General features: G+C 64.3%; 15 protein-coding genes and 3 pseudogenes. 15 read left to right on the forward strand and 3 right to left on the reverse strand.

What is annotated here, in order from left to right; genetic code table 11:
* Positions 1-6 precede the first annotated feature (6 nt).
* From pbpC to ACVWW3_RS10825, 5 genes and pseudogenes are all read left to right on the forward strand, one after another.
* Positions 7-2115, forward strand: coding sequence for a penicillin-binding protein 1C (gene pbpC, locus ACVWW3_RS10805; protein ID WP_456652026.1), 2109 nt, complete (start codon positions 7-9; stop codon positions 2113-2115).
* Positions 2116-2165: 50 nt separating this feature from the next.
* Positions 2166-3909 (forward strand): annotated as a pseudogene (locus tag ACVWW3_RS10810) (ArnT family glycosyltransferase).
* 3 nt (positions 3910-3912) lie between these two features.
* Positions 3913-4758 (forward strand): phosphatase PAP2 family protein, encoded by an 846-nt coding sequence (locus ACVWW3_RS10815; RefSeq protein ID WP_456650065.1) that lies wholly within the window; start codon positions 3913-3915, stop codon positions 4756-4758.
* A gap of 63 nt (positions 4759-4821) precedes the next feature.
* Positions 4822-5554: pseudogene (locus tag ACVWW3_RS10820) on the forward strand (glycosyltransferase family 2 protein).
* Entirely contained in the window at positions 5551-5889 is a 339-nt protein-coding gene (locus ACVWW3_RS10825) for a lipid-A-disaccharide synthase N-terminal domain-containing protein (protein WP_247353463.1), read from the forward strand. The pseudogene ACVWW3_RS10820 and the gene ACVWW3_RS10825 overlap by 4 nt, the downstream one beginning before the upstream one ends.
* A gap of 10 nt (positions 5890-5899) precedes the next feature.
* Here ACVWW3_RS10825 and ACVWW3_RS10830 read toward each other — a convergent pair whose 3' ends face one another.
* Together ACVWW3_RS10830 and metC are read right to left on the reverse strand one after the other, a co-directional pair.
* The gene (locus ACVWW3_RS10830; protein ID WP_456650064.1) at positions 5900-7591 is read right to left on the reverse strand and encodes a Na/Pi cotransporter family protein; all 1692 of its coding nucleotides are present in this window, start codon (positions 7589-7591) and stop codon (positions 5900-5902) included.
* Positions 7592-7769: 178 nt separating this feature from the next.
* Positions 7770-8954 (reverse strand): cystathionine beta-lyase, encoded by a 1185-nt coding sequence (metC, locus tag ACVWW3_RS10835; RefSeq protein WP_456650063.1) that lies wholly within the window; start codon positions 8952-8954, stop codon positions 7770-7772.
* 417 nt (positions 8955-9371) lie between these two features.
* Between metC and ACVWW3_RS10840 the strand changes: the two genes are divergently transcribed.
* The 8 genes and pseudogenes from ACVWW3_RS10840 (at position 9372) to ACVWW3_RS10875 (ending at position 21618) form a co-directional block, all read left to right on the forward strand.
* Entirely contained in the window at positions 9372-10388 is a 1017-nt protein-coding gene (locus tag ACVWW3_RS10840) for an amino acid ABC transporter substrate-binding protein (protein ID WP_247353457.1), read from the forward strand.
* A gap of 26 nt (positions 10389-10414) precedes the next feature.
* Positions 10415-11620 carry an amino acid ABC transporter permease gene (locus tag ACVWW3_RS10845; RefSeq protein WP_354050621.1) on the forward strand — a complete coding sequence of 402 codons (1206 nt, stop codon included), beginning with the start codon at positions 10415-10417 and terminating at the stop codon, positions 11618-11620.
* Positions 11617-13137, forward strand: a complete 1521-nt coding sequence (locus ACVWW3_RS10850; protein ID WP_456671956.1) for an amino acid ABC transporter permease — start codon at positions 11617-11619, stop codon at positions 13135-13137. Before ACVWW3_RS10845 ends, ACVWW3_RS10850 begins: the two co-directional genes overlap by 4 nt.
* 11 nt (positions 13138-13148) lie before the next feature.
* Positions 13149-13886 carry an amino acid ABC transporter ATP-binding protein gene (locus ACVWW3_RS10855; protein ID WP_249811694.1) on the forward strand — a complete coding sequence of 246 codons (738 nt, stop codon included), beginning with the start codon at positions 13149-13151 and terminating at the stop codon, positions 13884-13886.
* A gap of 100 nt (positions 13887-13986) precedes the next feature.
* A complete protein-coding gene (locus tag ACVWW3_RS10860) occupies positions 13987-16206 on the forward strand; it encodes an O-linked N-acetylglucosamine transferase family protein (RefSeq protein WP_456671957.1) in 2220 nt (739 codons plus the stop codon).
* A 116-nt stretch (positions 16207-16322) separates the two neighbouring features.
* A pseudogene (locus tag ACVWW3_RS10865) lies at positions 16323-18567 on the forward strand (O-linked N-acetylglucosamine transferase, SPINDLY family protein).
* Positions 18568-18705: 138 nt separating this feature from the next.
* On the forward strand, positions 18706-20949 hold the full coding sequence (locus ACVWW3_RS10870; RefSeq protein WP_456650061.1) for an O-linked N-acetylglucosamine transferase family protein: 2244 nt from the start codon (positions 18706-18708) through the stop codon (positions 20947-20949).
* A 135-nt stretch (positions 20950-21084) separates the two neighbouring features.
* Positions 21085-21618, forward strand: coding sequence for a DUF805 domain-containing protein (locus ACVWW3_RS10875; protein WP_247445674.1), 534 nt, complete (start codon positions 21085-21087; stop codon positions 21616-21618).
* Here the strand turns inward: ACVWW3_RS10875 and ACVWW3_RS10880 are convergent.
* A complete protein-coding gene (locus ACVWW3_RS10880) occupies positions 21615-22649 on the reverse strand; it encodes a cysteine synthase A (RefSeq protein WP_247353443.1) in 1035 nt (344 codons plus the stop codon). The genes ACVWW3_RS10875 and ACVWW3_RS10880 overlap by 4 nt on opposite strands.
* Positions 22650-23384: 735 nt before the next feature.
* Here ACVWW3_RS10880 and ACVWW3_RS10885 point away from each other — a divergent pair.
* Both ACVWW3_RS10885 and ACVWW3_RS10890 read left to right on the forward strand, forming a co-directional pair.
* Positions 23385-24869 carry an efflux transporter outer membrane subunit gene (locus ACVWW3_RS10885; RefSeq protein WP_456650060.1) on the forward strand — a complete coding sequence of 495 codons (1485 nt, stop codon included), beginning with the start codon at positions 23385-23387 and terminating at the stop codon, positions 24867-24869.
* Positions 24859-26253 carry an efflux RND transporter periplasmic adaptor subunit gene (locus ACVWW3_RS10890; protein WP_456650059.1) on the forward strand — a complete coding sequence of 465 codons (1395 nt, stop codon included), beginning with the start codon at positions 24859-24861 and terminating at the stop codon, positions 26251-26253. Before ACVWW3_RS10885 ends, ACVWW3_RS10890 begins: the two co-directional genes overlap by 11 nt.
* The last annotated feature ends 34 nt before the right edge of the window (positions 26254-26287 follow it).

Here is a 26287-nt window from a genome sequence, read left to right on the forward strand (position 1 = left end):
GACCATTTGGATGGCCGGGACAAGCCCGGCCATGACAGAGTGAGGGGCTGGGGCCATCGCCTCCTCTCCGGCCTCGCGCTCACGCTCATCCTCGCCGTCGTCGGCTTCGTCGCGTGGGTCTACTCCCTCGGCCCGCTGCCCTTCGACGAAGCCCGCCAGGTCTCCACCACCATCGTCGATCGCAACGGCAAGCTGCTGCGCGCCTATGCGATGGCGGACGGGCGCTGGCGGCTGCCGGTCGAGACGAAGGCGAACGTCGATCCGACTTACCTAAAGCTGCTGCTTGCCTATGAGGACCAGCGTTTTTACGCCCATGACGGCATCGACCCGCTGGCGCTCGGGCGGGCCGCATTACAACTCGCCACGCGCGGCCACATCGTCTCGGGTGGATCGACCATCTCGATGCAGCTCGCACGGCTGATGGAGCCGCGGCGGCAGCGCTCGCTCTACGCAAAGCTGCGCCAGATGGTTCGTGCGATCGAGATCGAGCGGAGCTTGAGCAAGGAGCAGATCCTCGATCTCTATCTCGCGCTCGCGCCTTACGGCGGCAACCTCGAAGGCATTCGCGCCGCCTCGATCGCCTATCTCGGCAAGGAGCCGAAGCGATTGTCGCTGGCGGAGGCCGCGTTGCTGGTCGCGCTGCCGCAATCACCGGAGACGCGCAGGCTCGATCGCTATCCCGAGGCCGCACGCAAGGCGCGCGACCGCGTGCTCGACCGCATGGTCGAGGAACATCAGGTCAGCCTCGAGGATGCGAAGCAGGCCAAGGCCGTGCCGGTGCCCAAGCTGCGCAAGCCGATGCCGATCCTGGCGCCACATGCCTCCGATACGGCGCTGGCGACGGTCAAGGACGCGCCCGTCATCAAGCTGACGCTCGATGCCAACCTGCAGAAGGTGCTGGAGCCGCTGGCGCGCGATCGTGCCATTGCTTTGGGGCCGAACATCTCGGTCGGCATTATCGTGGTCGATAACGAGAGCGGTGACGTGCTCGCCCGCGTCGGCTCGGCGGATTATTTCGACGAGCGCCGGGCAGGGCAGGTCGACATGACCCGTGCCATCCGCTCGCCGGGCTCGACGCTGAAGCCGTTCATCTATGGGCTCGCCTTCGAGGACGGTTTTGTTCATCCCGACAGCCTGATCGACGATCGGCCCGTGCGCTTCGGCTCCTACGCGCCGGAAAATTTCGACATGACTTTCCAGGGCACAGTGCCGGTGAAGAAGGCGCTGCAGATGTCGCTGAACGTGCCCGCGATCGTCCTGCTCGACCGCGTCGGCGCGAGCCGGCTTGCATCGCGGCTGCGCCAGGCCGGCGGCAATCTGGTGCTGCCCAAGGACGAGGCGCCGGGACTTGCCATGGGCCTTGGCGGTGTCGGCGTGACGCTTCAGGACCTCGCCCAGCTTTATGCGGGCTTCGCCCGGCTCGGCACCACCAAGCCGCTGCGCGAGGTCATGACTGACAGGGACGACCGCGAGCCGCTGCGGCTGCTCGATCAGGTCGCGGCCTGGCAGGTGGGCAATGTGCTGCTCGGCACCCCGCCGCCGGAGAACGCGGCCCACAACCGCATCGCCTTCAAGACGGGCACCTCCTACGGCTACCGCGACGCCTGGTCGATGGGCTTCGACGGCCGCATGACCATCGGCGTCTGGGTGGGCCGGCCCGACGGCGCGCCGGTGCCGGGCCTGATCGGCCGGGTCGCCGCCGCGCCGATCCTGTTCGACGCCTTTGCCCGGACCGGCAAGACGCTCGTCCCGTTGCCGAAGCCACCGAAGGGAACCCTGGTCGCCAGCAACGCGAAGCTGCCGTTGCCGTTGCGGCGGTTCCGCCGGGTCGGTGATCTGGTGCGGTCTGGGGGCGAACAGGCTCTACACATCCAGTTCCCGCTGAACGGCTCGCGGATCGATGTCGATCGGTCGGGTGGCGAGGGCGGCGCAGCCATGCCGGTCAAGGTCGCCGGCGGCGTCCTGCCCATGACCGTCATGGTTAACGGAATGGCGCTCGGCGAGATCGACGGACGGCGCCAGCGCCTGATCGATCCGCCCGGTCCGGGCTTTGCGCGGCTGACCGTCATCGACGCCACGGGCGCCGCGGACACAGTTGTCATTCGAATTCAATGACCCTGCCTCAACCGGTTGTGGCAATGACGGTTTCAGCGTAAGCGGAACCAATGGCCGAGACCTACCCAACACCCCGTTTCGGAGCTCCCCGCGAGCCGAAATCCCCGGTGAATCCGGGTAGCCGGCTCGTGTCCATGTTCGACATCGCCACGGCCAGCCATGCCCGCGCGGTCGGCTTCCTTTTGGTTTGCGCGTTGCTGCTGTTCCTGCCGGGCTTCTTCACGATTCCGCCGGTTGACCGCGACGAGGCGCGCTTTGCGCAAGCGACCAAGCAGATGGTCGAGAGCGGCGATTATGTCGACATCCGCTTCCAGGAAGACGTCCGCTACAAGAAGCCGGTCGGCATCTACTGGCTGCAATCGGCCGCGGTCGAGACGGCGTCGGCGCTCGGTCTGCCGCGGGCCGAATTGCGCATCTGGGTGTACCGGCTCCCCTCGCTGATCGGCGCGATCGGCGCCGTGCTCATGACCTACTGGACGGCGCTCGGCTTCGTCACGCGGCGCGCCGCGGTGCTTGCCGCGCTGCTGATGAGCGCCTCCGTGCTGCTCGGCGTCGAGGCGCGGCTCGCGAAAACCGACGCGATGCTGCTGTTCTGCGTGGTCGCCGCCATGGGCGCGATGGCGCGGGCCTATCTGTCGTGGCAGCGCGCCGAGGACGAGACGCATCCGCCCTGGCGCTGGCCCGCGATCTTCTGGACCGCGCTCGCCGTCGGCATCCTGATCAAGGGCCCGTTGATCCTGATGTTCGCAGGCCTGACCATCGTCGCGCTCGCGATCCAGGACCGCGATGCCTCCTGGCTATGGAAGCTGCGTCCGCTCTGGGGCCTGATGTGGATGCTGGTGCTGGTGCTGCCCTGGTTCGTCGCGATCTTCTGGCGCGCGGGCGATGCTTTCTTCGCCGATTCCGTCGGTGGCGACATGCTGAGCAAGTTAGGCGCCCAGGAATCCCACGGCGCGCCGCCTGGACTGTACCTGGTGCTGTTCTGGATCACGTTCTGGCCTGGAGCGCCGCTGGCAGCGATGGCGGCGCCCGCAGTCTGGCGCGCGCGGCGCGAGCCCGGCGCACAATTCCTGCTGGCCTGGCTGGTCCCGTCCTGGATCGTGTTCGAGGCGGTGCTGACCAAGCTGCCGCATTACGTGCTGCCGCTGTACCCTGCGATCGCGATCCTCACCGTCGGCGCGCTGGAGCGGCGCGTGCTGTCTTGGTCCTGGTTGATGCGCGGCTCGGCCTGGTGGTTCGCGATTCCGGTGGCCGGCTCGATCATCGCCGTTGTCGGCGCGGTGATGCTGACGCGGCAGCCGGCCTTCGTGGCCTGGCCATTCATGCGCGGCCTCGCTGATCTTCGGGCTGTTCGCCTGGTGGCTTCACGACAACAACCACGCCGAACGCTCGCTGCTCAACGCGCTGGTCGCAGCCCTGATGCTGGCGGTCGTGGTCTACGGCATCGTGCTGCCGTCGCTGACGCCGGTGTTTCCGAGCATCGAGGTCGCACGCGCACTTCGCAACGTCACCTGCGTCGGGCCGAAGGCGGCCGCGGCCGGCTATCACGAGCCCAGCCTCGTCTTCCTGACCGGCACGCAGACGCTGCTCACCGACGGTTCGGGCGCGGCGGATTTCCTGCGGCAGGGGAGCTGCCGTTTCGCGCTGGTCGAGCAGCGTTCTGAGCGCGGCTTCGTGCAGCGCGCCGAGGCGATCGGGCTGCGCTACAAGGTTGGCACGCGCATCGACGGCTATAATTTCTCGCAAGGGCGCGCGATCTCGATCTCGATCTTCCGCTCGGATGGCACCGAGTAGAGGATGCCGGCACCAACCGACATCGCGCCGCGCCCGAGCTATCCCGCGCAATTGCTCGCGGCGTCGGGGCGCGCCCTGGCGCAACTCGTGCGTACCCCCTCGCATTCGCGCCGCGCCGAGGCCGCACGAAAGCTGGCGCGGCATTCGCTATGGCTCAGCGCGGCCGGCGCAGCCCTGGTCATCGTGCTGATGCTCGCGTTCGATCAGACCGAGATCCAGCTGATGCCGGCGCGTGGCGCGCCCGGCCTGTGGCCTATCCGCATCCTCACCGATTTCGGCAAGGACGAGTATGTGCTCTCGGTGCTCGGGGGGGCGCAGGTGGTCCTGGCGCTGGTTGCAGCGGGATGGCACGGTACCCGCCGCACGTTACTGCTCGGCCTCGGCACGCGGCTGCAGTTCATGTTTCTCTCTGTTGCCCTGTCCGTATTCGTCGCCGAGATTCTGAAATATCTCATCGGTCGCGGACGTCCGTTCGTCGGCGGCAAGGCCAATCCGTTCAATTTCATCCCGTTCGAGGGGACGGGGGCCTATGCCAGCCTGCCGTCGAGTCATGCGGTGACGGCGTTCGCGCTGGCGTTTGCGGTCTCGGCGCTGTGGCCGCGCCTGCGCGTGTTCATGTTCACTTACGCAATCGTGATCCTGCTGACGCGGCTGGTGCTGCTCGCGCATCACCCGAGTGACGTGGTGGCCGGCGCCCTGGTCGGCATGGTCGGCGCCATGGCGGTGCGCTACTGGTTCGCGGCCCGCAGGCTCGGCTTTGCCATCCGTTCCGACGGCACCATTGTGCCTCTTGCAGGGGCGGTCTCGGGTCGCCTCAAAAGGGTTGCCCACGGGGCATCCGCCCCATAAAAGCGGCTGCCTGCCGGGACCGCCGGTTCCCGAGCCAAGCCCATTCCAACCACGAGCTTCGATTTGTCGTCCCAGCCTTCGGTTTCCATCGTCGTCCCCGTGCGTAACGAAGCCGACAATATCGCACCGCTGATCGCGGAGATCGGCACGGCGCTCGATGGCCGCTGGGCCTATGAGATCATCTACGTCAATGACGGCTCGACGGATGCGACCGGCGACCGGCTCGCTGCCATCATGCAGCGGCGGGACAATCTGCGGCAGCTTCGTCATGCCAAATCGGGCGGTCAATCGGCGGCAGTGCGCAGCGGCGTGCGCGCCGCGCGCGGCGCCATCGTGGCGACGCTCGACGGCGACGGCCAGAACAATCCGGCTTTCCTGCCCGACCTGATCGCGGCGGTCGAGAAGGGTAGCAAGGTCGGACTGGCCGCGGGACAACGCGTCGGCCGCAAGGATACCGGCTTCAAGAAATTCCAGTCGCGCGTCGCCAACGGCGTTCGCAACGCGATCCTGAAGGACGGTACGCGCGACACCGGCTGCGGATTGAAGGCGTTCCGGCGCGAGGTGTTCCTGATGATGCCCTACTTCGACGGGCTGCATCGCTTCCTGCCGGCGCTGGTGCGCCGCGAGGGTTTTGAGATCGCCTATGTCGACGTGATCGACCGGCCGCGCCATTCCGGCGTGTCCCAATTACGGTTTCTTCGACCGGCTGTGGATCGGCATCATGGATCTCGTGGGCGTGTGGTGGCTGATCCGCCGCAAGAAGCCGACGCCGGATGTGTCTGAGGTGCAAGCATGATCATCCAGTACGGTCAGGCGTTGAACAATTATCTCTACGACGTCTTCGTCGCCAAGTTCGATTTCTGGCTGGCGTTCGGCCTCGTCGCGCAGCTGTTCTTCACCGCGCGCTTTCTGGTGCAATGGATCGCGAGCGAGCGCGCCGGCAACAGCGTGGTGCCGATGGCGTTCTGGTTCTGCTCCATGGGCGGCGGGCTGATGACGCTGGTCTATGGCGTCGTCAAGCGCGAGCCGGTCATCATCCTCGGCCAGGCGCTCGCGACCATCATCTATATCCGCAACATCATGCTGATCATCAAGAACCGCGGCCGCGGCTCACAGACGCTGGAGCGCTGATCCGAGGCGACTAGCGCGGCAACGCCGACGCCGCATCTGCTGCGGGCAGGGCGGCGGTATCTGCTTCGTGCCTGCGATAAGGCTCGCCCGCCGCGTCGAGCACGGGATAGGCGACCGAGCAGATGTGCGAATGGATGCGGCGCAAATCGCGCAGCACGTCGAGATGCAGCGACGTGGTCTCGAGGGTCTCGGGGCGGCCCTCGCGCAGGCGGTCGAGGTGGCGCTCGACTGCGGCAAGCTCGGTGTTGCGCAGCGCCGTCTTCTCGACCAGCAGCTTGCGCGCCTCGTTGGCGTCGCCCGACATGAAGATGCCGAAGGCGATGCGCAGCGAGTCCATCGTGCGCTTGTGGAAGGCGGCGAGCTCCTCGGCGCCCTCGGGCGAGAACTGAAAGCGACGCTTGATCTTCTTGGTGGCGAGTTCGCTCAGACTCTTGTCGATGATGTCGCCGATATGTTCCAGATTGATGGCGAAGGAGATGATCTCCATCGCCCGCCGGCCCTCGCTCTCGTCGAGGCTGCCCCGCATCAATTTCGTCACGTAGAGCTTGATGGCTTCGTCGAGGCCGTCGACGACATTGTCCGACTTAGAGACCTGGTCGACCAGCGCGCGGTCGCCGGTCATCATCGCCGCCATCACCTTGCGCAGCATCACCTCGACGAAATCGCCCATGCGCAAGGCCTCACGCGCCGCGTCGGCGAGCGCCAGTGACGGCGTCTCCAGGGCCGATTCGTCGAGATAGCGCGGCCGGGCCGGATCGTCTTCCTTGACGCGATCGGGCAGCAGCCGGGTCAGGAGACGCGACATGGTGTCGAGCAGGCCGATGAAGATGACGGCTGTGCCGACGTTGAAGGCGATGTGGAAGGCCGCCGTCATCTTGGCGAGATCCGGCTGCCAGGCATGCATGTGCTCGGCGATCGTGCCGAGGAACGGCAGTACCAGTGCAATCCCGATCACGCGGTTGACGAGATTGCCGACCGGCAGGCGGTAGCTCGCGGCATCGTCGCGCCTGGTGCCTTCGAACACGGGGTTGATGGCGCTGCCAAGATTGGCCCCTAACACCAGGGCCAGCGCCGCATAGGGCGTGATGAACTGCGAATACGCCAGCGACATGATCAGCAGCACGCTGGCGACGCTCGAATGTACCGCCCAGGTCACGAGCGCGGCGATGACGATGCAAAGCACGGGATCGCCCGTGATCGCCGACATCATGGCACGAACACCCGGCGCGTTCTCCGCGGGCGCCAGCGTGTCGAGCAGGATGTGCAGCGACAGCAGCATCAGTCCGAGACCGATGAGGACACGGCCGATATCCTTGATCCGCGACCGCGGGCCGGCGCGGAAGGCGACGAGCCCGAGCACGAACAGGACGGGTGCGACGGCCGCGATATTGAACGACAGCACCTGCACGATCAGCGTCGTGCCGACATTGGCCCCCAACATGATGGCGAGCGCGGCGGCGACGCTGACGAGGCCTTCGGCCGCAAACGAGCTGGTGATCAGCGCGGTTGCCGTACTGCTCTGGAGCAGGGCGGTGAGGCCGAGACCGGCGGCAAACGCGCTGAAGCGGTTGCTGAGCGCCTTGCCCAGCAGTCGCCGCAGGTCGGGGCCGAAGGCGCGCAAAATCCCGCTGTGGACCATGTGCAGGCCCCACAGCAGCAGCGCAACGCCGCCCATCAGATCGAGCAGAACCAACGTTCCCATGCTCCGAGTCCGGATTAGAGTCGATCGGTGAGGCTAACGCCAAACGCCAGCGGATCAAACCCCTTGTTGGCGCATCGGCGTTAACGTTTGCGTCGGTTGCACGTTCCCCCGGCGCGGGTTGACGCGTCCGCCGGCGCGCGATTGCCGCGTCCCGAGGCGCGATGCCTTGTGAGCAGGCTCACATTGCTGCCTTGAGGGCAGCGAAGCCGCGATCGAGATCGGCCTTGAGGTCGTCGACGCTTTCGAGCCCGATGTGCAGACGCAGCGTCGGGCCGCCCGGCGACCATTTCGTGGCAGTGCGATAGGTGTCGCAATCGAAGGGAATCACCAGGCTCTCGAAGCCGCCCCAGGAGAAGCCCATGCCGAAGAGCTTGAGCGTGTCGAGCATGGTGTCGACCGCCTTCTGCGGCGCCGGCTTCAAGACGATGCTGAACAGGCCAGACGCGCCGGTGAAATCGCGCTTCCAGATCGCATGGCCCGGATCGGTCTCTAACGCCGGATGCAGCACGCGGGCGACCTCGGGACGGCTCGCAAGCCAGCGCGCCATGTCGAGCCCGGAGCGATGATGCTGCGCCAGGCGCACCGACAGCGTGCGCAGGCCGCGCAGCGCCAGGAAGACGTCATCGGGGCCGGCGCAGACGCCGAGCAGGCGGATGCCTTCGGCGATCTGCGGCCAGGCCTTGGCATTGGCCGAGATGGTGCCGAACATGATGTCGGAATGGCCGCCGACATATTTGGTGGCGGCCTGCATGCTGATGTCGACGCCCTGCTCGAGCGAGCGGTGATAGAGCGGCGTCGCCCAGGTGTTATCGTCGATGACGAGCGCGCCGCGGGCATGTGCGACCTCTGCGATGGCACGGATGTCCGGCATCTCGAACGATTGCGAGCCGGGCGCCTCGACCAGCACCGCGCTTGTGTTGGGCTTGAACAGCTTGTCGATGCCGGCGCCGATCATCGGATCGAAGTAGGTGGTCTCGATGCCGAAGCGGGTGAGCATGCCGTTGCAGAAATTGCGCGAGGGCCGATAGACGTTGTCGCAGACCAGAATGTGGTCGCCGGCCTTCAGCACCGAGAGCAGGGTGGTGGAGATCGCCGACAGCCCGGACGGCACGATGCCGACCCCGGCGCATTGCGGCCCCTCCAGCGCCATCAGGGTCTCCTGGAACGCTCGGGTGGTCGGCGTGCCGTGCCGGCCGTACTGGAACTCGCCGCGATGAGCATGCAGGTCCTCGGCGGTCGGATAGAGCACGGTCGAGCCGTGGAAGACCGGCGGGTTGACGAACCCCTTCTGCGCCTTGGTGTCGCGGCCGGAGGTGACCAGCCGGGTCTCGGCGTGTTGTTCGGAGGGGTGCGAGGAATCCATGCGTCTGCTTTCAAAACCGCGTTTCCGCTCGGCGCTCGGCGCCTGACGGGACGGCCGGGGGCCGCCCTCGTTAATAACAGAACACAGAAGAGTCCCGTCAACCCCTTGACCCGGCTCGCCAGTCGTTCTGAGATGCGTACGTGCTATTCAGTCGCTGCATGTTGAGGGGCCTGCCGCGAGCTTCGATCCATCGCCTGACCGGGCCTTGCGCCACAGCCATAACGGCGGGCGCCTTTCGGCGGGGATTAAGGTATGGGCCTCCCGGGATCGGCGAGTGATCGGCAAGGTTTTCCAGCATGATTCTTGGTTTTCCAGCATGACTCTTGCAAGGCTGGTCTTGATACGGCTAGCCCTGGCAGAGACGATCCCAAAGACAACGTTCCAGACCTTGAGACGACTTTGAAAGGCCTAAAGCCCATGAAACGCGTAACCTTGGCTCTCACTCTTGCTCTCGCCGCCGGCCTGACTGCCCAAGCCGCCGATGCGCAAACGCTCAAGACCATCAAGGACCGGGGCATGCTGTCCTGCGGCGTCAGCCAGGGTCTGCCCGGCTTCTCCTCGCCCGACGACAAGGGCAACTGGACCGGGCTTGACGTCGACGTCTGCCGCGCGATCGCCGGGGCGATCTTCAACGATCCGACCAAGGTCAAGTACGTGCCGCTCTCCGCCAAGGACCGCTTCACGGCGCTGCAATCCGGCGAAGTCGACGTGCTGTCGCGCAACACCACCTGGACCATCTCGCGCGACACCTCGCTCGGCGCCAACTTCACCGGCGTGACCTATTATGACGGGCAGGGCTTCATGGTGAAGAAGTCGCTCAAGGTGAATTCTGCGCTCGAGCTCAACAGCGCCTCGGTCTGCGTCCAGACCGGCACCACCACCGAGCAGAATCTCGCCGACTACTTCAAGGCCAACAACATGAAGTACGAGGTGATCGCATTCGGCACCAACGACGAAACGGTCAAGGCCTATGAGGCCGGACGCTGCGACGTCTTCACCACCGACCAGTCGGGCCTGTACGCCAACCGCCTGAAGCTTGCCAATCCCGGCGATCACATGGTGCTTCCGGAAATCATCTCGAAGGAGCCGCTCGGACCGATGGTGCGCCACGGCGACGACCAATGGTTCGACATCGTGAAATGGACGCTGTTTGCCATGATCACCGCCGAAGAGCTCGGCGTGACCGCGAAGAACGTCGACGAGAAGGCGAAGCTGGAAAATCCGGAGATGAAGCGCGTCCTCGGCACCGACGGCAATTTCGGTGAGCAGCTCGGCCTGACCAAGGACTGGGTGGTGCGCATCGTGAAAGCCGTCGGCAATTACGGCGAAGTGTTCGACCGCAACGTCGGCGCGGGCTCGCCGCTCGCCATCAATCGGGGTCTCAACAATCTCTGGAACAAGGGCGGTCTCCAGTACGCGCCGCCGATCCGCTGATCCCGCTTGACCCACTGGCAGCGGCGATGAGCACCGAGGCTCGCAAACCGCCGCCCCAGATCGCGCTGAAGATCAGGCGCGTGCTGGGCGGCAAGACAGGCTGGAACGGCATCGCCGTCCAGTTTGCCTTCGCCGCGGTCCTGGGCTGGATTGCCTATGAAATCGTCTCCAACGCTCGCGCCAACCTCGAGAACCAGCACATTGCCGCTGGCTTCGGCTTCCTCGGGAACAATGCCGGTTTCGATGTCAATCAGACACTGATCTCGTATACCGGCTCGGACACGTTCCTGCGCGTGTTCGTGGTCGGGCTTCTCAACACGCTCGTGGTCTCGGTGGTGGGCATCGTCTTTGCTACCCTGATCGGCTTCATCGTCGCGCTGTGCCGGCTGTCGCCCAACTGGCTCGTGGCGCGCGTCGGCGAGATCTATGTCGAGGTGATCCGCAACCTGCCGCTGCTATTCCAGATCCTGTTCTGGTACCTGGCGGTGCTCGCGGCCTTGCCCAATCCGCGGCAGAGCATTTCGCTGTTCGGCATCGCCTTCGTCAGCAATCGCGGCCTCGTCATTCCCCGCCCGATCGGCGAGAGCGGCTTCGAGGCGTTCCTGGCGGTGCTGGTATTCGGCATCGTGGCTTCGCTGGCGTTGCGCGTCTATGCGCGCCGGGCGCTGTTTCAGCGGGGACAGATGATCCGGATCTGGCCTTATGTGCTGGGACTGCTGTTCGGGCTGCCGCTCGTCACCATGCTGATATCAGGTCTGCCCTTCACCTTCGAGTTGCCGCAGCTCAAGGGCTTCAATTTCGCGGGCGGCTCGCGGATCATCCCCGAGTTCGTGGCGCTGACATTGGCCTTGTCGACCTATACCGCCGCCTTCATCGCCGAGATCGTGCGCGCGGGCATCCTCTCCGTCCACAGCGGACAGATGGAAGCGGGATCGTCGCTGGGCCTGAGCCGCGGCACCACGCTTCGCCTGGTCGTCGTGCCGCAGGCGATGCGCGTCATCGTTCCGCCGCTGACCAACCAGTACCTCAATCTCACCAAGAATTCGTCGCTGGCCGTCGCGATCGGCTATCCTGACCTCGTCTCCGTGTTCGCCGGCACGTCGCTGAGCCAGACCGGGCAGGCCATCGAGATCATCGCCATGACGATGGGCGTCTATCTCCTGATCTCGCTGATCACCAGCGCTATCATGAGCGTCTACGGTTGGCGCGTCAGCCGGAGTCTCGGCGCATGAGCGATATCGCCTCGCCCAGCTTCGTCCGCCAGGACCTTCTCGATGAGCGCCCCGCGCCGGTGAAGACCACGGGCTTCATCGGCCTCGTGCGGACGCGCCTGTTCAACTCGCCGACCAACGTCCTGCTTACGATCGTCGGCGCCTTGCTGCTCTGGTTCACCATCATTCCTTCCGTCAGGTTCCTGGTGGTCGATGCAGTCTGGACCGGCAAGGATCGCACGGCCTGCCTCGCAGAGAACGCCGGCTTTGCGGTCGGCGCCTGCTGGCCCTATATCCAGGCCAAGCTGCCGCAACTGATCTACGGCTTCTACCCCGAGGCCGAACGCTGGCGGGTCAACCTCACGCTCGTCCTGGCGGTGGTCCTGTTGTTGCCGTTGCTCATTCCGCGGCTGCCGTCGAAAGGCCTGAACGCCGGCCTGTTCTTCTTCGCGTTTCCAGTGGTTGCATTCTTTCTGCTGCACGGCGGCGGCATCAAGGGATTTGGCCTGAGTTCGACAGCCGACCTGCTGCAATTGTTCGACGACAGCATCATCGGCGCCGGGCAGGCTCTGCTCGGTCTCGGCAAGACGTCCGCTGCCGCGCCGCTGTTGTGGGTCGTCGGCAATTTCATCGTGCTTGTTGGTACTGCGATCTACTGGCTGATCTTTCCGCTGACCTGGCTGCGCGACCAGCTCCAGGGGACAGGCCAGTCGGTCTGGGTCGATTTCGCCATCACGGCCGCGATCGTCTCGCTGATCGCCTTCGTTCTCGGCGGCGGCGTTCGCACCGGCGTGCGGGCCCTGACATCCAGCATCGCGACCTTCGTCGCCATCGCGATCGTCATCGAGCTGATGGGGCTCGATCACGGCGGACTGCCGATCGTCACGACGAATTTGTGGGGCGGGCTTCTGGTGACGCTGGTGGTCTCCGTCACCGGCATCGTCACCTCGCTGCCGATCGGCATTGCGCTGGCGCTTGGGCGACGCTCGACCATTCCGCTGATCCGGATATTCTCGATCGCCTTCATCGAGTTCTGGCGCGGCGTGCCGCTGATCACCGTGCTGTTCTTCGCTACCTACATGCTGCCGCTGTTCCTGCCCGGTAATTTCACGGTCGATGGTCTCGTCCGCGCGCTGATCGGCATCGCGCTGTTCACAGGCGCCTATCAGGCCGAGAACGTCCGCGGCGGGCTGGCCGCGATCCCGCGGGGGCAGGGCGAGGCGGCTGCGGCGCTGGGGCTGTCCTGGTGGAAGACGAACTCGCTGATCGTGCTGCCGCAGGCGCTGCGCCACGTCATTCCGAACCTCGTCAACAGCTTCATTTCGCTGTTCAAGGACACTTCGCTGGTCTCGATCGTGGCGCTGTTCGATCTCCTGGGCTCGCTGCGGGCGTCGTTCTCGGACCCGAAATGGTCGTCGCCGTCGACCGCGTTCACCGGTTTTGCCTTCGCCGGGATCATCTACTTCATCTTCTGCTTTGGGATGTCGCGCTACTCGCTCTTCGTCGAACACCGCCTCAACGCTCACCGCCGCAACTGATCGAGCTCACCATGTCCGACTCCATCGTCAAGATTTCCGGCCTGAACAAATGGTACGGCGAGTTTCACGTACTGCGCGACATCGACCTCGAGGTCCGCAAGGGCGAGCGCATCGTGATCTGCGGCCCTTCAGGCTCGGGTAAGTCGACGCTGATCCGCTGTATCAACGCGCTGGAGGAATTCCAGGAGGGCGAGATCGTCGTTGACGGTATCGAGCTCGGGCCGAACCTCAAGCACGTCGACGCCGTGCGGCGCGAAGTCGGCATGGTGTTCCAAAGCTTCAACTTGTTCCCGCACCTGACCGTGCTGGACAATTGCACGCTGGCGCCGATCTGGGTGCGCAACATCCCCAAGAAGGACGCCGAGGAGGCGGCGATGAAGTTTCTGGAGCGGGTCAAGATCCCGCACCAGGCCAACAAGTTTCCGGGGCAGATGTCCGGCGGTCAGCAGCAACGCGTCGCGATCGCCCGCGCGCTGACGATGAACCCGAAGGTGATGCTGTTCGACGAGCCGACCTCGGCGCTGGACCCCGAAATGGTCAAGGAAGTGCTCGATACCATGGTCGACCTCGCCGAGGAGGGCATGACCATGCTGGTCGTCACGCACGAGATGGGCTTTGCCCGCGAAGTCGCCAACCGCGTGGTGTTCATGGACGCCGGCCAGATCATCGAGGCCAACACGCCCAACGAGTTCTTCGCGGCCCCGCAGCACGCCCGCACAAAACTGTTCCTGAGCCAGATCCTGCGCTGAGCACCTGCGATCCGGTGGCCTCGCCGGTCTAACTGCCCCGCCAGCCTGGCACCATGCGAATCGGCTAGCCTCTTTTCGGGCCATCCTCCGGAGAGAGACTTTGCAGAGCAGCGCCGGCGCGCGCGCATTCCAGAACGCGCGATTGCAGAAGAAGTTGAAGAAGCAGGCGGACGCGGTTATGTCCGTCGCGGTTCAGGCGCTCGGACAGGGCAGATATGCGGAGGTTGAGACGCTCTGCCGTCAGATTCTGACGGAAGTTCCGGATCATTTCGACGCCGCACACCTGCTCGGCCTGCGCGCGTATGATGGCGGGCGGCTCGACGAGGCGCAACAGCTGCTCGAGCGCGCGATTGCGCTCGATCCGCGTTCGCCCGATGCCCATGGCAATCTCGGGGCCGTGTATTTCAATCTCCAAAAATTTCAGGACGCCCGCGCATGCCAGGAGAAGGCCATTGCGCTGAAGCCGAATTCTCCGATCGCTCTGACCAATCTCGGCAATACGCTGCTGCACATCGGCCTCGGCGAGCAGGCGATCGAACTGCACGAACGCGCTATCAGGCTGAAGCCGGACTATGCCGATGCATTCTGCAATCGCGGCATGGCGGAGCTGATCAAGGGCCAGTTCGAGCGCGCCAAGGAGAGTTTCGATCGCGCTCTGGTGTTTCAGCCGCGTCATGCGGAGGCGATCGCGGGCAAGGGCATGGTGTGCATCGAGCTCCGGCACTACGAAGAGGCGGCCGCCGCCATCGCAGCAGGGCTCGCGATCAAGCCGGATTCACCGAAGATTCTCGCGCAGCGCGGTCGGCTCAATCTCGATCTGTCGCGGCTGGAGCAGGCGCTCGCGGACTTCGACGCGGCGCTGGCGCTTTCGCCAAGGCTCGAAGTGGCCTTGCAGGGAAAAGCGCAAGTCAACATTCTCAAGGGCAACACGGCGGAGGCGATGGCGGCCGTCCAGACATTGCTCGAGGGAAATCCGCGGTCCGACATCGGAATTGCGCTTCTGGCTTCCTGCTATGCGAGCCAGGGAGAGATCGCGACGGCGCTACACGAGCATCTCGACGCTGGGCTGGCAATCGCGCCGGACTATGCGGACTTGATCGGGCGCAAGATCTTCCTTCTGGACTATCTCCCAGACGCCGATTTTGCGGTCCAGCAGGCCGCGCGAAAACATTGGTGGGACGCGATCGGCGCCAGATTGCCGCAACGGGCGTTGTCGCCTCGTAAGCTCGATCCGGACAAGCGGATCTCGATCGGATATGTCGCGTCCGAATTCAGGAACCACTCGGCAGCGTTCGCTCTGTTACCGGTGCTGCGCCATCATGATCACGCCAGGTTCGAGATCGTTTGCTACTCGTGCTCGCCGTTACGAGACGAGATGACCGACAAATTCAGATCGACGGCGGACGTATGGGTCGACGCCTGGCAGTTTTCGGACGACGAACTGGCCGATCGCATCCAGGCCGACGGGATCGATATTCTGATCGACGTGTCCGGGCATTCGACCGGCAACAGGCTCCATGTCTTCGCCCGCAAGCCCGCCCCCATCCAGGTCACGGGATTCGGACACGCCACCGGTACCGGCCTTCAGACCATGGACCATGTGTTCGCGGATCCCATCTTCATTCCGCAATCGGCTCGTCATCTGCTGGCCGAAAAAGTTCATGATCTGCCGTGCCTGATCACGATCGATCCCATCCTGGATGTGCCGCCTTCGGAGCCTCCGATGCTCCGCAACGGCTATGTAACCTTCGGCGTGTTCAACCGCATCTACAAGATCTCGGACGAGGCCATCAGCGTGTGGTCGACAGTGATGCGCGAGGTGACGGGTTCGAAGATTATCATCAAGCATACCCTGCTTGACGATCCCTTGCTGCGCGGCAGACTGGTCGCGCGTTTCGTGGCGCGCGGCGTTGCCGTGGAGAACATCGTCTGCCTGGGCTCGACCTCGCGTCATGAGCATCTGCTGGCCTTTGCGAAGGTCGACATTTCGCTCGATACGTTCCCGCAAAACGGCGGCGTCAGCACCTGGGAATCGCTCTATGGGGGCGTTCCGGTCGTCGCCAAGCTCGGCAACGGTGCCTCCTCGCGTGCCAGCGGGTCGATCGTGGCTGCCGTCGGGCTCGACGACTGGGTCGCAGAGGACGACGACGGCTATGCCGCAATCGCCTGCCGATATGCGACACAGCCCGCTCATCTGACGAAGTTGCGCGCCGAGTTGCCGGCTCGGATCGCAGCTTCGCCCGCCGGCAATGTCGGACTCTACACGCGCGAGGTCGAAGCGGCTTACCGCCAGTTCTGGCGCGACTATTGTGGTTCCTGAACCAGATACTGCGCTGAGCCCCGGGAAATCCCGGGGGTATCACCGCGCCAGCCGACCGGCCGGCCGGGCTTGCGAATCAGTTAGACTCTTCCCGGGCCATCCTCCGGAGAGACACCTTGCAGAGCAGCGGCGGCGGCGCGCGCGCATTCCAGAACGCGCGATTGCAGAAGAAATTGATGAAGCAGGCGGACGCCGTCCTCTCCGCCGCTGCGGCCGCCTATGGCCAGGGGCCGATATGCCGAGACCGAGACGCTCTGCAGTGAGATCCTCAAAGCGCTTCCGGATCACGTCGATGCTACGCACCTGCTCGGCATGTGCGCGCATGACGGCCGGCGCCTGGAGGAGGCGCAAGAGCTGCTTGAGCGCGTGATTGCCATCGATCCCCGTTTGCACGATGCCCACAATAACCTCGCGACCGTGCATTTCGACCTCGGCAACTACGAAGAGGCGCGGCGGTGCCAGGAGAGGGCCATCGCGCTGAAACCGAATTTCGCGGTCGCGCTGACTAATCTCGGCAACACGCTGATGCATTTGGGGCTGTTCGGACAAGCGATCGATCTGCACGAGCGCGCAATCAAAGCCAAGCCGGACTGTGCCGACGCGTTCTGCAATCGCGGCATGGTCGAGATGATGATTGGACAGTTCGCGCGCGCCAAGGACAGTTTCGATCGCGCCCTGCTGTTTCAGCCGCATCACGCGGAGGCAATCGTCGGCAAGGGCATGGTCAGCATGGAGCTTCGGCACCACGACGAGGCGGCGGCCAAGTTTGCCCTGGCGCTCGCGATCAAGCCCGGTTCGCCGAGAATCCTGGCCCAGCGCGGGCGGCTCCATTTCGAGCTGTCGCGCCTGGACCAGGCGCTCGCGGATTTCGATGCGGCGCTTGCGATTTCGCCCAAGCTCGAACTGGCCCTCCGGGGCAAGGCACAGACCTGCCTCCTGCAGGGAAAGACCGCGCAGGCCATTGCGGCCGCCACGAGCTTGATCGAGCAAAATCCGCGCTCCGAGATCGGAGTGGCCCTGATGGGATTCGCTTATTCACACCAGGGCGAGATCGACACCGCGATCGAATATCTCGATGCTGCGCTGGCGATCAGACCGGACTATTCGGAAGCGATCAGGGGCAAGATCTTCTTGCAGGACTACCGCGCAGAGGCCGATTTCGTGGTCCAGCAGGCGGTGCGAAGAGATTGGTGGGACTTGATCGGCGCCAAGCTGCCGCGACGGGAACTGCCGAAGCGGCCGCTCGATCCCCAAAAGCGGATTGTGGTCGGCTATGTTGCCTCTGAATTCCAGCAACACTCGGCGGCGCTCACCTTGCTGCCGGTGTTGAATCATCATGATCACGCCCGATTTGAAATCATCTGCTATTACTGCTGGCCGACACAGGATGAGTACACCGCCAAGTTCAAGTCACTGGCGGACGTCTGGGTCAACGCCTGGCAGCTGTCGGACGACGAACTGGCCGATCGTATTCAGGCGGACAATGTCGACATCCTGATCGATGTTTCGGGGCACACGACCGGTAACAGGCTCCCTGTTTTCGCGCGGAAGCCTGCCCCCATCCAGGTCACGGGCTTCGGACACGCGACAGGCACGGGCCTTCAGACCATGGACTATGTGCTCGCGGATCCCATTTTCATTCCGCCCTCGGTTCGGCATTTGTTTGCCGAGAAAATCCACGATCTGCCGTGCCTGATCACGATTGAGCCGGTCTCGGATCTGCAGCCCTCCGAGCTTCCGATGCTTCGCAACGGCTACGTTACCTTCGGTGTGTTTAACCGCATCTACAAGATATCGGATGCTGCGATCCGTGTCTGGTCGCGCGTGATGCGAGAGATGCCGGGATCCAAGATCATCCTCAAGCACGGTCTGCTCGACGATCCCTTGCTGCGCGATAGCCTGATCGCGCGTTTCGTGGCACTGGGCATTGCCGAAGAGAATATTACCTGCATGGGCTCGACCTCGCGCAACGACCATCTGCTGGCCTTTGCCAAGGTCGATATTTCCCTCGATACGTTCCCGCAGAATGGCGGCATCAGCACCTGGGAATCGCTCTACAAGGGCGTTCCAGTCGTAGCCAAGCTCGGCAACGGGGCCTCCTCGCGCGCCGGCGCCTCCATCGTGGCTGCCGTCGGTCTCGGCGACTGGGTCGCCGAGGATGACGAGGGCTACGCCGAGATCGCCTGCAGATACGCGGCGCAGCCCTCTCATCTGGCGAAGCTGCGTGCCGAGTTGCCGGCCCAGATCGCAGCTTCGCCCGCCGGCAATGTCGAAATCTACACGCGTGAGGTCGAGGCGGGCTATCGCCAGTTCTGGCGCGACTATTGTGCCGCCGCCTCCGAAGGCGGCGACGTTGCGTAGGCAGCCCGCACGAAGCTGTTCCTGAGCCAGTTCCTGCGCTGACAACCGGAAATCCCGGATGTTGCCGGGCGGGCTGATCGGCCGGTGACGCTTGCGAATCAGCTAGACTCTTCCCGGGCCATCCTCCGGAGAGATACCTTGCAGAGCAGCGGCGCCGGCGCGCGCGCATTCCAGAACGCGCGATTGCAGAAGAAATTGAAGAAGCAGGCGGACACCATCATCGCCGCTGCGGCGAGCGCCTATGGCCAGGGCCGATATGCGGAGACGGATGCTCTCTGCCGCCAGATCCTGCAAGCTGTGCCCGATCATTTCGACGCCACTCACCTGCTCGGCCTGTGCGTGCGTCATGGCGGGCGCATCGAGGAGGCGCGACAGCTGCTCGAGCGTGCGATCGCGATCGATCCGCGTTCGCACGAGGCCTACAACAATCTCGCGACCGTGCTCCTGGACCTCAGGCAATTTGAGGCAGCCCGCGCATGTCAGGAGAAGGCGATCGCGCTGAAGCCGAATTTCGTGCTGGCCCTCACCAGCCTTGGCAATACCTTGCTCCACTTGAGCCTGCCCGAACAGGCCATCGAACTGTACGATCGCGCCATTGCGCTGAAGCCGGACTTTGCCGACGCGCTTTGCAACCGTGGCATTGCCGAGCTGGCGCTGCACCGGTTCGACCGCGCCAAGCAAAGTTTCGATCGCGCCTTGTTGTTTCAGCCCCGTCACGCGGAAGCGCTCGTCGGCAAAGGCACGGTCAGCATTGACCTCAAGCACTACGATGAGGCGGAAGCCGCGCTCGCAGCGGCGCTCACGATCAGGCCCAATTCGGCCAAGGCCCTGGCACACCGCGGACGGCTCAATCTCGAGCTGTCGCGGTCGGAACGGGCGGCCGCGGATTTTGATGCAGCACTTGCGCTTTCGCCCAAGCTCGAGGTGGCCTTGGAAGGGAAGGCGAAAGTCTCGCTCAACGCAGGGAATACGGCGCAGGCGATCCTGGCCTGCACGACCTTGCTCGAGGAAAATCCGCGCTCCGCGATCGCGATGACGCTGCTGAGCGCCTGTTTTGCACAACAGGGTGAGATCGCATCCGCGATCGAACATCTCGAGGCCGCGCTGGCAATGGCGCCTGATCATGCGGACCTGATCGCGCGGAAGATCTACTTTCTGGACTTTCTCTCCGATGCCGATTTCGCGGTCCAGCAGGCCGCGCGAAAACATTGGTGGGACGCGATCGGCGCCAGATTGCCGCAAAGGAAGCTCTCACCCCGGCACCTCGATCCGGACAGAAGGATCGTAATCGGATATGTCGCTGCCGAGTTCTGGTACCACTCGGCGGCGTTCGGCCTGCTGCCGGTGCTGCGCCATCATGATCACGCCAGGTTCGAGATCGTCTGCTACTCGTGCTCGCCGTTACGAGACGAGATGACCGCCCAATTCAAGTCGACGGCGGACGTCTGGGTCGACGCCTGGCAGCTTTCGGACGACGAGCTGGCCGATCGCATTCAAGCCGACAAGGTCGATATCCTGATCGATGTCTCGGGGCATTCGACCGGGAACAGGCTCCCTGTTTTCGCGCGGAAGCCGGCTCCCGTCCAGGTCACCGGTTTCGGACATGCGACCGGGACCGGGCTTCAGACCATGGACTATTTGCTTGCGGATCCGATTTTCATTCCGCCGTCGGCGCGCCATCTGCTGGCCGAAAAGGTTCATGATCTGCCGTGTCTGATCACGACCGATCCGATCCTGGACGTGCCGCCTTCGGAGCTTCCCATGCTCCGCAACGGCTATGTGACTTTCGGCGTGTTCAACCGCATCTACAAGATCTCGGACGAGGCCATCCGCGTGTGGTCGAAAGTGATGCGAGCGGTGACCGGATCGAGGATCATCATCAAGCATACTCTACTCGACGATCCCTTGCTGCGCGACAGCCTGGTCGCGCGGTTCGTGGCACGGGGCATTGCCGAAGAAAATGTCATCTGCCTGGGCTCTACCCCGCGTCATGAGCATCTGCTGGCGTTTGCGAATGTCGACATATCGCTCGATACGTTCCCGCAAAACGGTGGCGTCAGCACCTGGGAGTCGCTCTACGCGGGCGTGCCCGTCGTGGCCAAGCTCGGCAACGGCGCCTCGTCGCGCGCCGGCGGCTCGATCGTGGCTGCCGTCGGTCTCGACGACTGGGTCGCAGAGGACGACGACGGCTATGCCGCAATCGCCTGCCGATATGCGACACAGCCGGCGCATCTGGCGAAGTTGCGCGCGGAGTTGCCGGCTCGGATCGCGAGTTCGCCCGCCGGCAATGTCGAAATCTACACGCAAAGGGTCGAGGCGGGTTATCGCAAGTTCTGGCACGACTATTGTGCCTCGGCTTCGAAGGTTGGCGAGGGCGCCTGACCCTGCCGTCCGCGGCGAAGCATCAAATCGCGCAGGCCAGCTTAGTCGTCCGGAAACCATGAGCTGGCGTACGGGCGCGCCGGTTCACGGCTCGGAAAGCTGTTTCTGTGCCTATGGCGCCAAAAGGGTGCGCCAATGCTCGGTTTCGTCTTCGGCTTGAACGCCCGGCTCGGGCGGCTGCATTTCTTCCTCGCCTCGGTCGCGCTTGCGATCGTGATGACGGCGATCTGCTTTGCGATCGCAATGGCCGTGCTGCGCAGCACCTCGCCCAGTGCGATCCGGCCGGAAGACCTCACCAGGAGCTGGGCGATCATCGCTGCGATCGTCTTCTTCGGAGTGGCGACCTTCACGCTGCAATCGATGCGCATCCGCGACATCGGCTGGGATCCGGTCTGCGTGGTCCCGGCCTGGTTCGCGCTCATGATCGTCGATCATGTCGTCGCGGGCCGGTTTCCGGCCTGGGCGATCGGGCGGGAGCACCAGGCAACGGCGGTCGGCGCGCTCGTCAACCTCGTACTGATGCTCGCGCTCATGTTCTGGCCGACCGGCGACAGCGAGGGCTCCTACGGCGCTCCCCTCCCGCCGCGCACGCGCGAGGTCAGGCCCTCGCTATCGAACGAGCGTCTCGCGCGGGTGTCGCAGGGATCGTCGCGATCGACCTGGGGCTAGACGAACGGTAGCTTGATGTTGCTGCGCTTCTCCAGCCATTCCGGCACCGGAAGGTTCTTGGCGCGCATGAAGTCCGCGTTGAACAGCTTCGACTGGTAACGGCTGCCGGAATCGCAGAGCACGGTGACGATCGTCTTGCCCGGTCCGAGCTGCTTTGCAAGACGCATCGCGCCGGCAATATTGATGCCGGTGGAGCCGCCGAGACACAGGCCTTCGTGCTGGAGTAGTTCGTAGATCACCGTCACCGCTTCGGCATCGGGAATGAGATAGGCGTCATCGACCTTCGCGCTTTCGACGATTGCGGTCGCCCGGTTGAGGCCGATGCCTTCGGTGATCGAGCCGCCCGGCGTCGCCTTGGCATCGCCCGTTCTGAAATACTCATACATGCCGGCGCCATGCGGATCAGCGCAGGCGATCCTGACGTCCTTGCTCTTCTCTTTCAGATAGCGGCTGATGCCGGCCAGCGTGCCGCCGCTGCCGACCGAGCAGACGAAACCGTCGACCTTGCCGCCGGTCTGGTCCCAGATCTCGGGGCCGGTGGACTCGTAATGCGCCTTCGCATTGTCGAGGTTGTTCCATTGGTCGGCGAACAGCACGCCATTAGGCTCGGTCTTGCGCAGTTCGTCGGCGAGACGGCGGCCGACGTGCTGGTAGTTGTTCGGATTGGAATAGGGCAGGGCCGGCGATTCCAGGAGCTCGGCGCCGCACAGCTTCAAAAAGTCCTTCTTCTCCTGGCTCTGCGTTTCCGGGATCACGATCAGCGTACGGTAGCCGCGGGCGCTCGCGACGACCGCAAGCCCGATGCCCGTGTTGCCGGCCGTCGCTTCCACCACGAGGCCCCCCGGCTTGAGCTCGCCGCGTTTCTCCGCCTCCAGGATCATCCATTTGCCGGCGCGGTCCTTGACCGACTGGCCGGGATTCATGAACTCGGCCTTGCCCAGGATGGTGCATCCGGTCAGTTCGGAAGCACGCTTGAGCTTGATCAGCGGGGTGTTGCCGATGGCTTCGACAACGTCGTTTTTGATGGTCATGTCAGGGGAAATCACTGGCAAAGGGGTTGATCAGGTTGGCCAGAACCTAGTGCTTGGGAGGCAAAAGGGGAAGGCTTTTGCGCTGCGGCGAAACAAGCGGAAGTGCCCGCCGAAGCAGTGACATTTTTCGATGGAGCAATCGCCGAGGATGATGCCGGGCTAGTTGGCGGGATTCGTTAGGAGGATATGGCCGGTCTCTGCCAGGGCATGGAAAAAAACGGTCGTCGTCAGCACTCTCACGACCCATCCTGGCCTTTGGCCGGGACGCGTCGATGTCTGCGAGCGTGGATAACGTGCGGAAGGCGGCAGACATATCTTGCGCGACGGATGCCTATTCGTTTTCGACAATCGACTTCGTCGACTGGTCCGGCCTGGCTTCTGGACTGCGCTGAAGCCGCATCGCGAGCGGTGCGGGCGGATTGAGGGGATTGGCATCGGTGTGGCGGCAATATCACATGAAATCTTGGTAAGCTTGAACGCGCTCCGGAATGGCTTTGGAATTCGAGAAACACCTGCAGGACAGTGACTTTTATATTTTCATAGTTTTGGAATCGTCGCATTTTGGCGGCCATCTCGCAACTGCGGGACTGTCCCGCTGTTCCGCGCCCGGCTAGGATGGGTGTCCGGTTCCGCAGAAAGCATCACCGCTGTGAACGAGTTATCCAGAGACCCCCGACTGTCCCGCCGCGAATCGGCTAATCCGTCGCGGTGGCGGCTCGATCTGCCCGGCGGGGGGTGGATGTGACACAGGATGTTCCTGCGATCGCCGTGTGGCGGTCTCCAGGTTCCGCGTCCCGGACGCGGCGCGCGACGCGCTGGCTTGCAGTGCTTTGCCTCGCCGCCGGTTCGGGCGCTTGCGTGCTGACGCAGGATCTACCGGATCCGGCGCTCGACGTTCCCACGCAGTACAAATACGCCGGCAAGGCCGATGCGCCGCCCACGCTGGATTGGTGGCGCGGCTTCCGCTCGCCGGAGCTGACGCAACTGATGGAGGAGGCGCACACCGTCAACCTCGACATCGCCGCCGCCGTCGCGCGCATCGTCCAGGCCGACGCTCAGGCGCGGCAAGCGGGCGCGGCACTGCTGCCGAGCCTGTCAGGGGGCGGGTCGGAGACCTATTCGCGCACCTCGGGCTCGTCGTCCTCCGGTCTCACCAATGGCGGCCGCGAGGTCGTCAACTACTCGGCCTCGCTCAGCGCGAGCTACCAGCTCGACTTCTGGGGCCAGAACCGCGATGCGCTGCAAACGGCCGAAGAGACCGCCAACGCCAACCGCTTCGACCGCGACGTCGTCGCGCTGACGACGCTGGCAGGTGTCGCCAATGCCTATTTCCAGGTGCTGGCCTCGCAGGACCGCCTTCGCACCGCCCAGCGCAACATTGCGAGCGCCCAGCGCATCCTCGATGCCATCCGTGAGCGCCGCAAGGCCGGCACCGGCACCGATCTCGACGTCGCACAGCAGGAGAGCGTGCTCGCCAACCAGAAGGCGCTGGTGCCGCCGCTGCGGCAGACGCTGGACCAGAACGTCAACGCGCTCGCGGTGCTGGTGTCGCGGCCGCCGGAGAGCGTGCGTGTGCTCGGCGGCTCCCTGAACAACATCGCGATCCCGCGCGTCACGCCCGGCCTGCCGTCGGAGCTTCTGACGCAGCGGCCGGATATTCGACGTCAGGAGGCGCAGCTTGCCTCGGCCACCGCGAACATCGGCAATGCCCGTGCGCAGTTCTTTCCGACCATCCAGCTCACCGGCAATGGCGGCTATCAGAGTTCAGCGCTGGTGTCGCTGTTCCAGCCGCATGCGGCGTTCTTCCAGCTCGTCGGCAGCGCGGCGCAGCCGATCTTCGACGGCGGCAAGATCCTCGGCAATTTCGAATTTGCCAAGGCGCGGCAGGACGAATTGCTCCAGACCTACCGCAAGACCATCATCCAGTCGTTTGCCGATGTCGACAATGCGCTGTTCTCGATCAAGCAGACTACGATCAAGCTGCAATTGCAGCGTGATGTCCTGACCGCCTCGCGCCGCGCGTTCGATCTCTCCGAGCAGCAATTGCGCGCCGGCACTGCCGACATCGTGACCGTGCTCAATACCCAACTGACCCTGTTTCAGGCGGAAGACGCGCTGTCGCAGGCGCAACTTGCCCGGCTTCTTGCTATCGTCAGCCTGTATCAGGCGCTCGGCGGCGGCTGGGAGCCGAGGATGGAGAAACCGGTCAATGCTCTTTAAGCCGGACACGAAGCAAGGCGCGAAAGAAGGGACGGCGAAAAGGTCGCGTGGCCGCGGCTTCGTCATGACCCTGATCACGCTCGCGATCCTCGGCGGGCTTGGCTATCTCGGCTGGACCGCTACGCATCAGCAGCCGCAGGCGAACAACCGCAACCAGCGGCCCGATCTGCCGGTGCCGGTGCTGGCGGCGAGCCCGCGAGTCCAGGACGTTCCTGTCTATCTCGACGGCGTCGGCGCGATCCGCGCACTCAACACCGTGACCGTGCGCTCGCAGGTCGACGGCAAGCTGATCGCGGTCAACTTCACGGAAGGCCAGGAGGTCAAGAAGGGCGACGTGCTTGGCGAGATCGACCCGGCGCTCTATCAGGCGACGTATGACCAGGTCGTTGCCAAGAAGGCGCAGGACCAGGCCCAGCTCGCCAACCAGCGTATCGACCTCACACGCTACGAGCAGTTGGCTGCGTCCAACGCCGGCTCCAAGCAGCAAGCCGACACCCAGCGCGCACTGGTCGCACAGACCGAGGCGCTGGTGAAGGCCGACCAGGCCGCGATCGACAATGCAGCGGCGACGCTGAGCTACACCAAGATCGTGGCGCCGCTCTCGGGTCGAGCCGGCCTGCGCCAGGTCGACCAGGGCAACATCATCCACGCCTCCGACATCACGGGCCTCGTCGTCATCACGCAATTGCAGCCGATCGCGGTGTGGTTCAGCCTGCCGCAACAGCAGATCATGCGGGTCAACGCGGCCGCGTCGAAGGGCACGCTTGCGGTCGACGTATTCGGCAATGACGGCATCACCGTGATCGACAGCGGCAAGCTCACAGGCATCGACAACCAGGTCGATCAGACCACCGGCACGCTCAAGCTCAAGGCCGAATTCCCCAACGCCAATTACCAGGTCTGGCCGGGCCAGTTCGTCAATGTCCGCCTCAAGGTCGAGACCTTGATGCAGGCACTGGTGGTGCCGACCTCGGCCGTGCAGCGCGGACCGATCGGCACCTTCAGCTATGTCATCAGCGAGGACAATGTCGTCTCGGCCAAGCCCGTGACGGTGACACAGCAGAACGAGCATGACGCCGTCATTGCGAGCGGCCTGTCGGCGACCGACAAGGTCGTCACCACGGGCTTTGCCAATCTGTCCGACGGCTCCAAGGTGGTCATCGGCCGCGACGACCAGACCCCGTCGGCCGATCTCGCACCGCGCAAGCGCTCGCGCGGGCCGGATGGTCAGAAGAAGGATGGTGCAAAAGACGGCCAGAAGGACGGACAAGGCAAGGACGGCGAGTTTCGCGCCAAGCGGAAGAGCAGCGAAGGCGACCAGAAGGGCCAGACCGGACCGGCACCAGGGCCGGGAGCATCGGGAAGTGGAGCCAAGCAGCCATGATCCCGACAACAGCCGCCTGAGCGGCAGGCGTATC

It is taken from the genome of Bradyrhizobium sp. LM2.9, assembly GCF_054056555.1.

Coding starts and splice junctions, on each gene's coding strand:
- ACVWW3_RS10830 (WP_456650064.1), bottom strand. CDS start 7,591: ATGGGAACGTTGGTTCTGCTCGATCTGATGGGCGGCGTTGCGCTGCTG.
- ACVWW3_RS10825 (WP_247353463.1), top strand. CDS start 5,551: ATGATCATCCAGTACGGTCAGGCGTTGAACAATTATCTCTACGACGTC.
- ACVWW3_RS10890 (WP_456650059.1), top strand. CDS start 24,859: ATGCTCTTTAAGCCGGACACGAAGCAAGGCGCGAAAGAAGGGACGGCG.
- ACVWW3_RS10845 (WP_354050621.1), top strand. CDS start 10,415: ATGAGCACCGAGGCTCGCAAACCGCCGCCCCAGATCGCGCTGAAGATC.
- ACVWW3_RS10815 (WP_456650065.1), top strand. CDS start 3,913: ATGCCGGCACCAACCGACATCGCGCCGCGCCCGAGCTATCCCGCGCAA.
- metC (WP_456650063.1), bottom strand. CDS start 8,954: ATGGATTCCTCGCACCCCTCCGAACAACACGCCGAGACCCGGCTGGTC.
- ACVWW3_RS10880 (WP_247353443.1), bottom strand. CDS start 22,649: ATGACCATCAAAAACGACGTTGTCGAAGCCATCGGCAACACCCCGCTG.
- ACVWW3_RS10855 (WP_249811694.1), top strand. CDS start 13,149: ATGTCCGACTCCATCGTCAAGATTTCCGGCCTGAACAAATGGTACGGC.
- ACVWW3_RS10875 (WP_247445674.1), top strand. CDS start 21,085: ATGCTCGGTTTCGTCTTCGGCTTGAACGCCCGGCTCGGGCGGCTGCAT.
- ACVWW3_RS10840 (WP_247353457.1), top strand. CDS start 9,372: ATGAAACGCGTAACCTTGGCTCTCACTCTTGCTCTCGCCGCCGGCCTG.
- ACVWW3_RS10850 (WP_456671956.1), top strand. CDS start 11,617: ATGAGCGATATCGCCTCGCCCAGCTTCGTCCGCCAGGACCTTCTCGAT.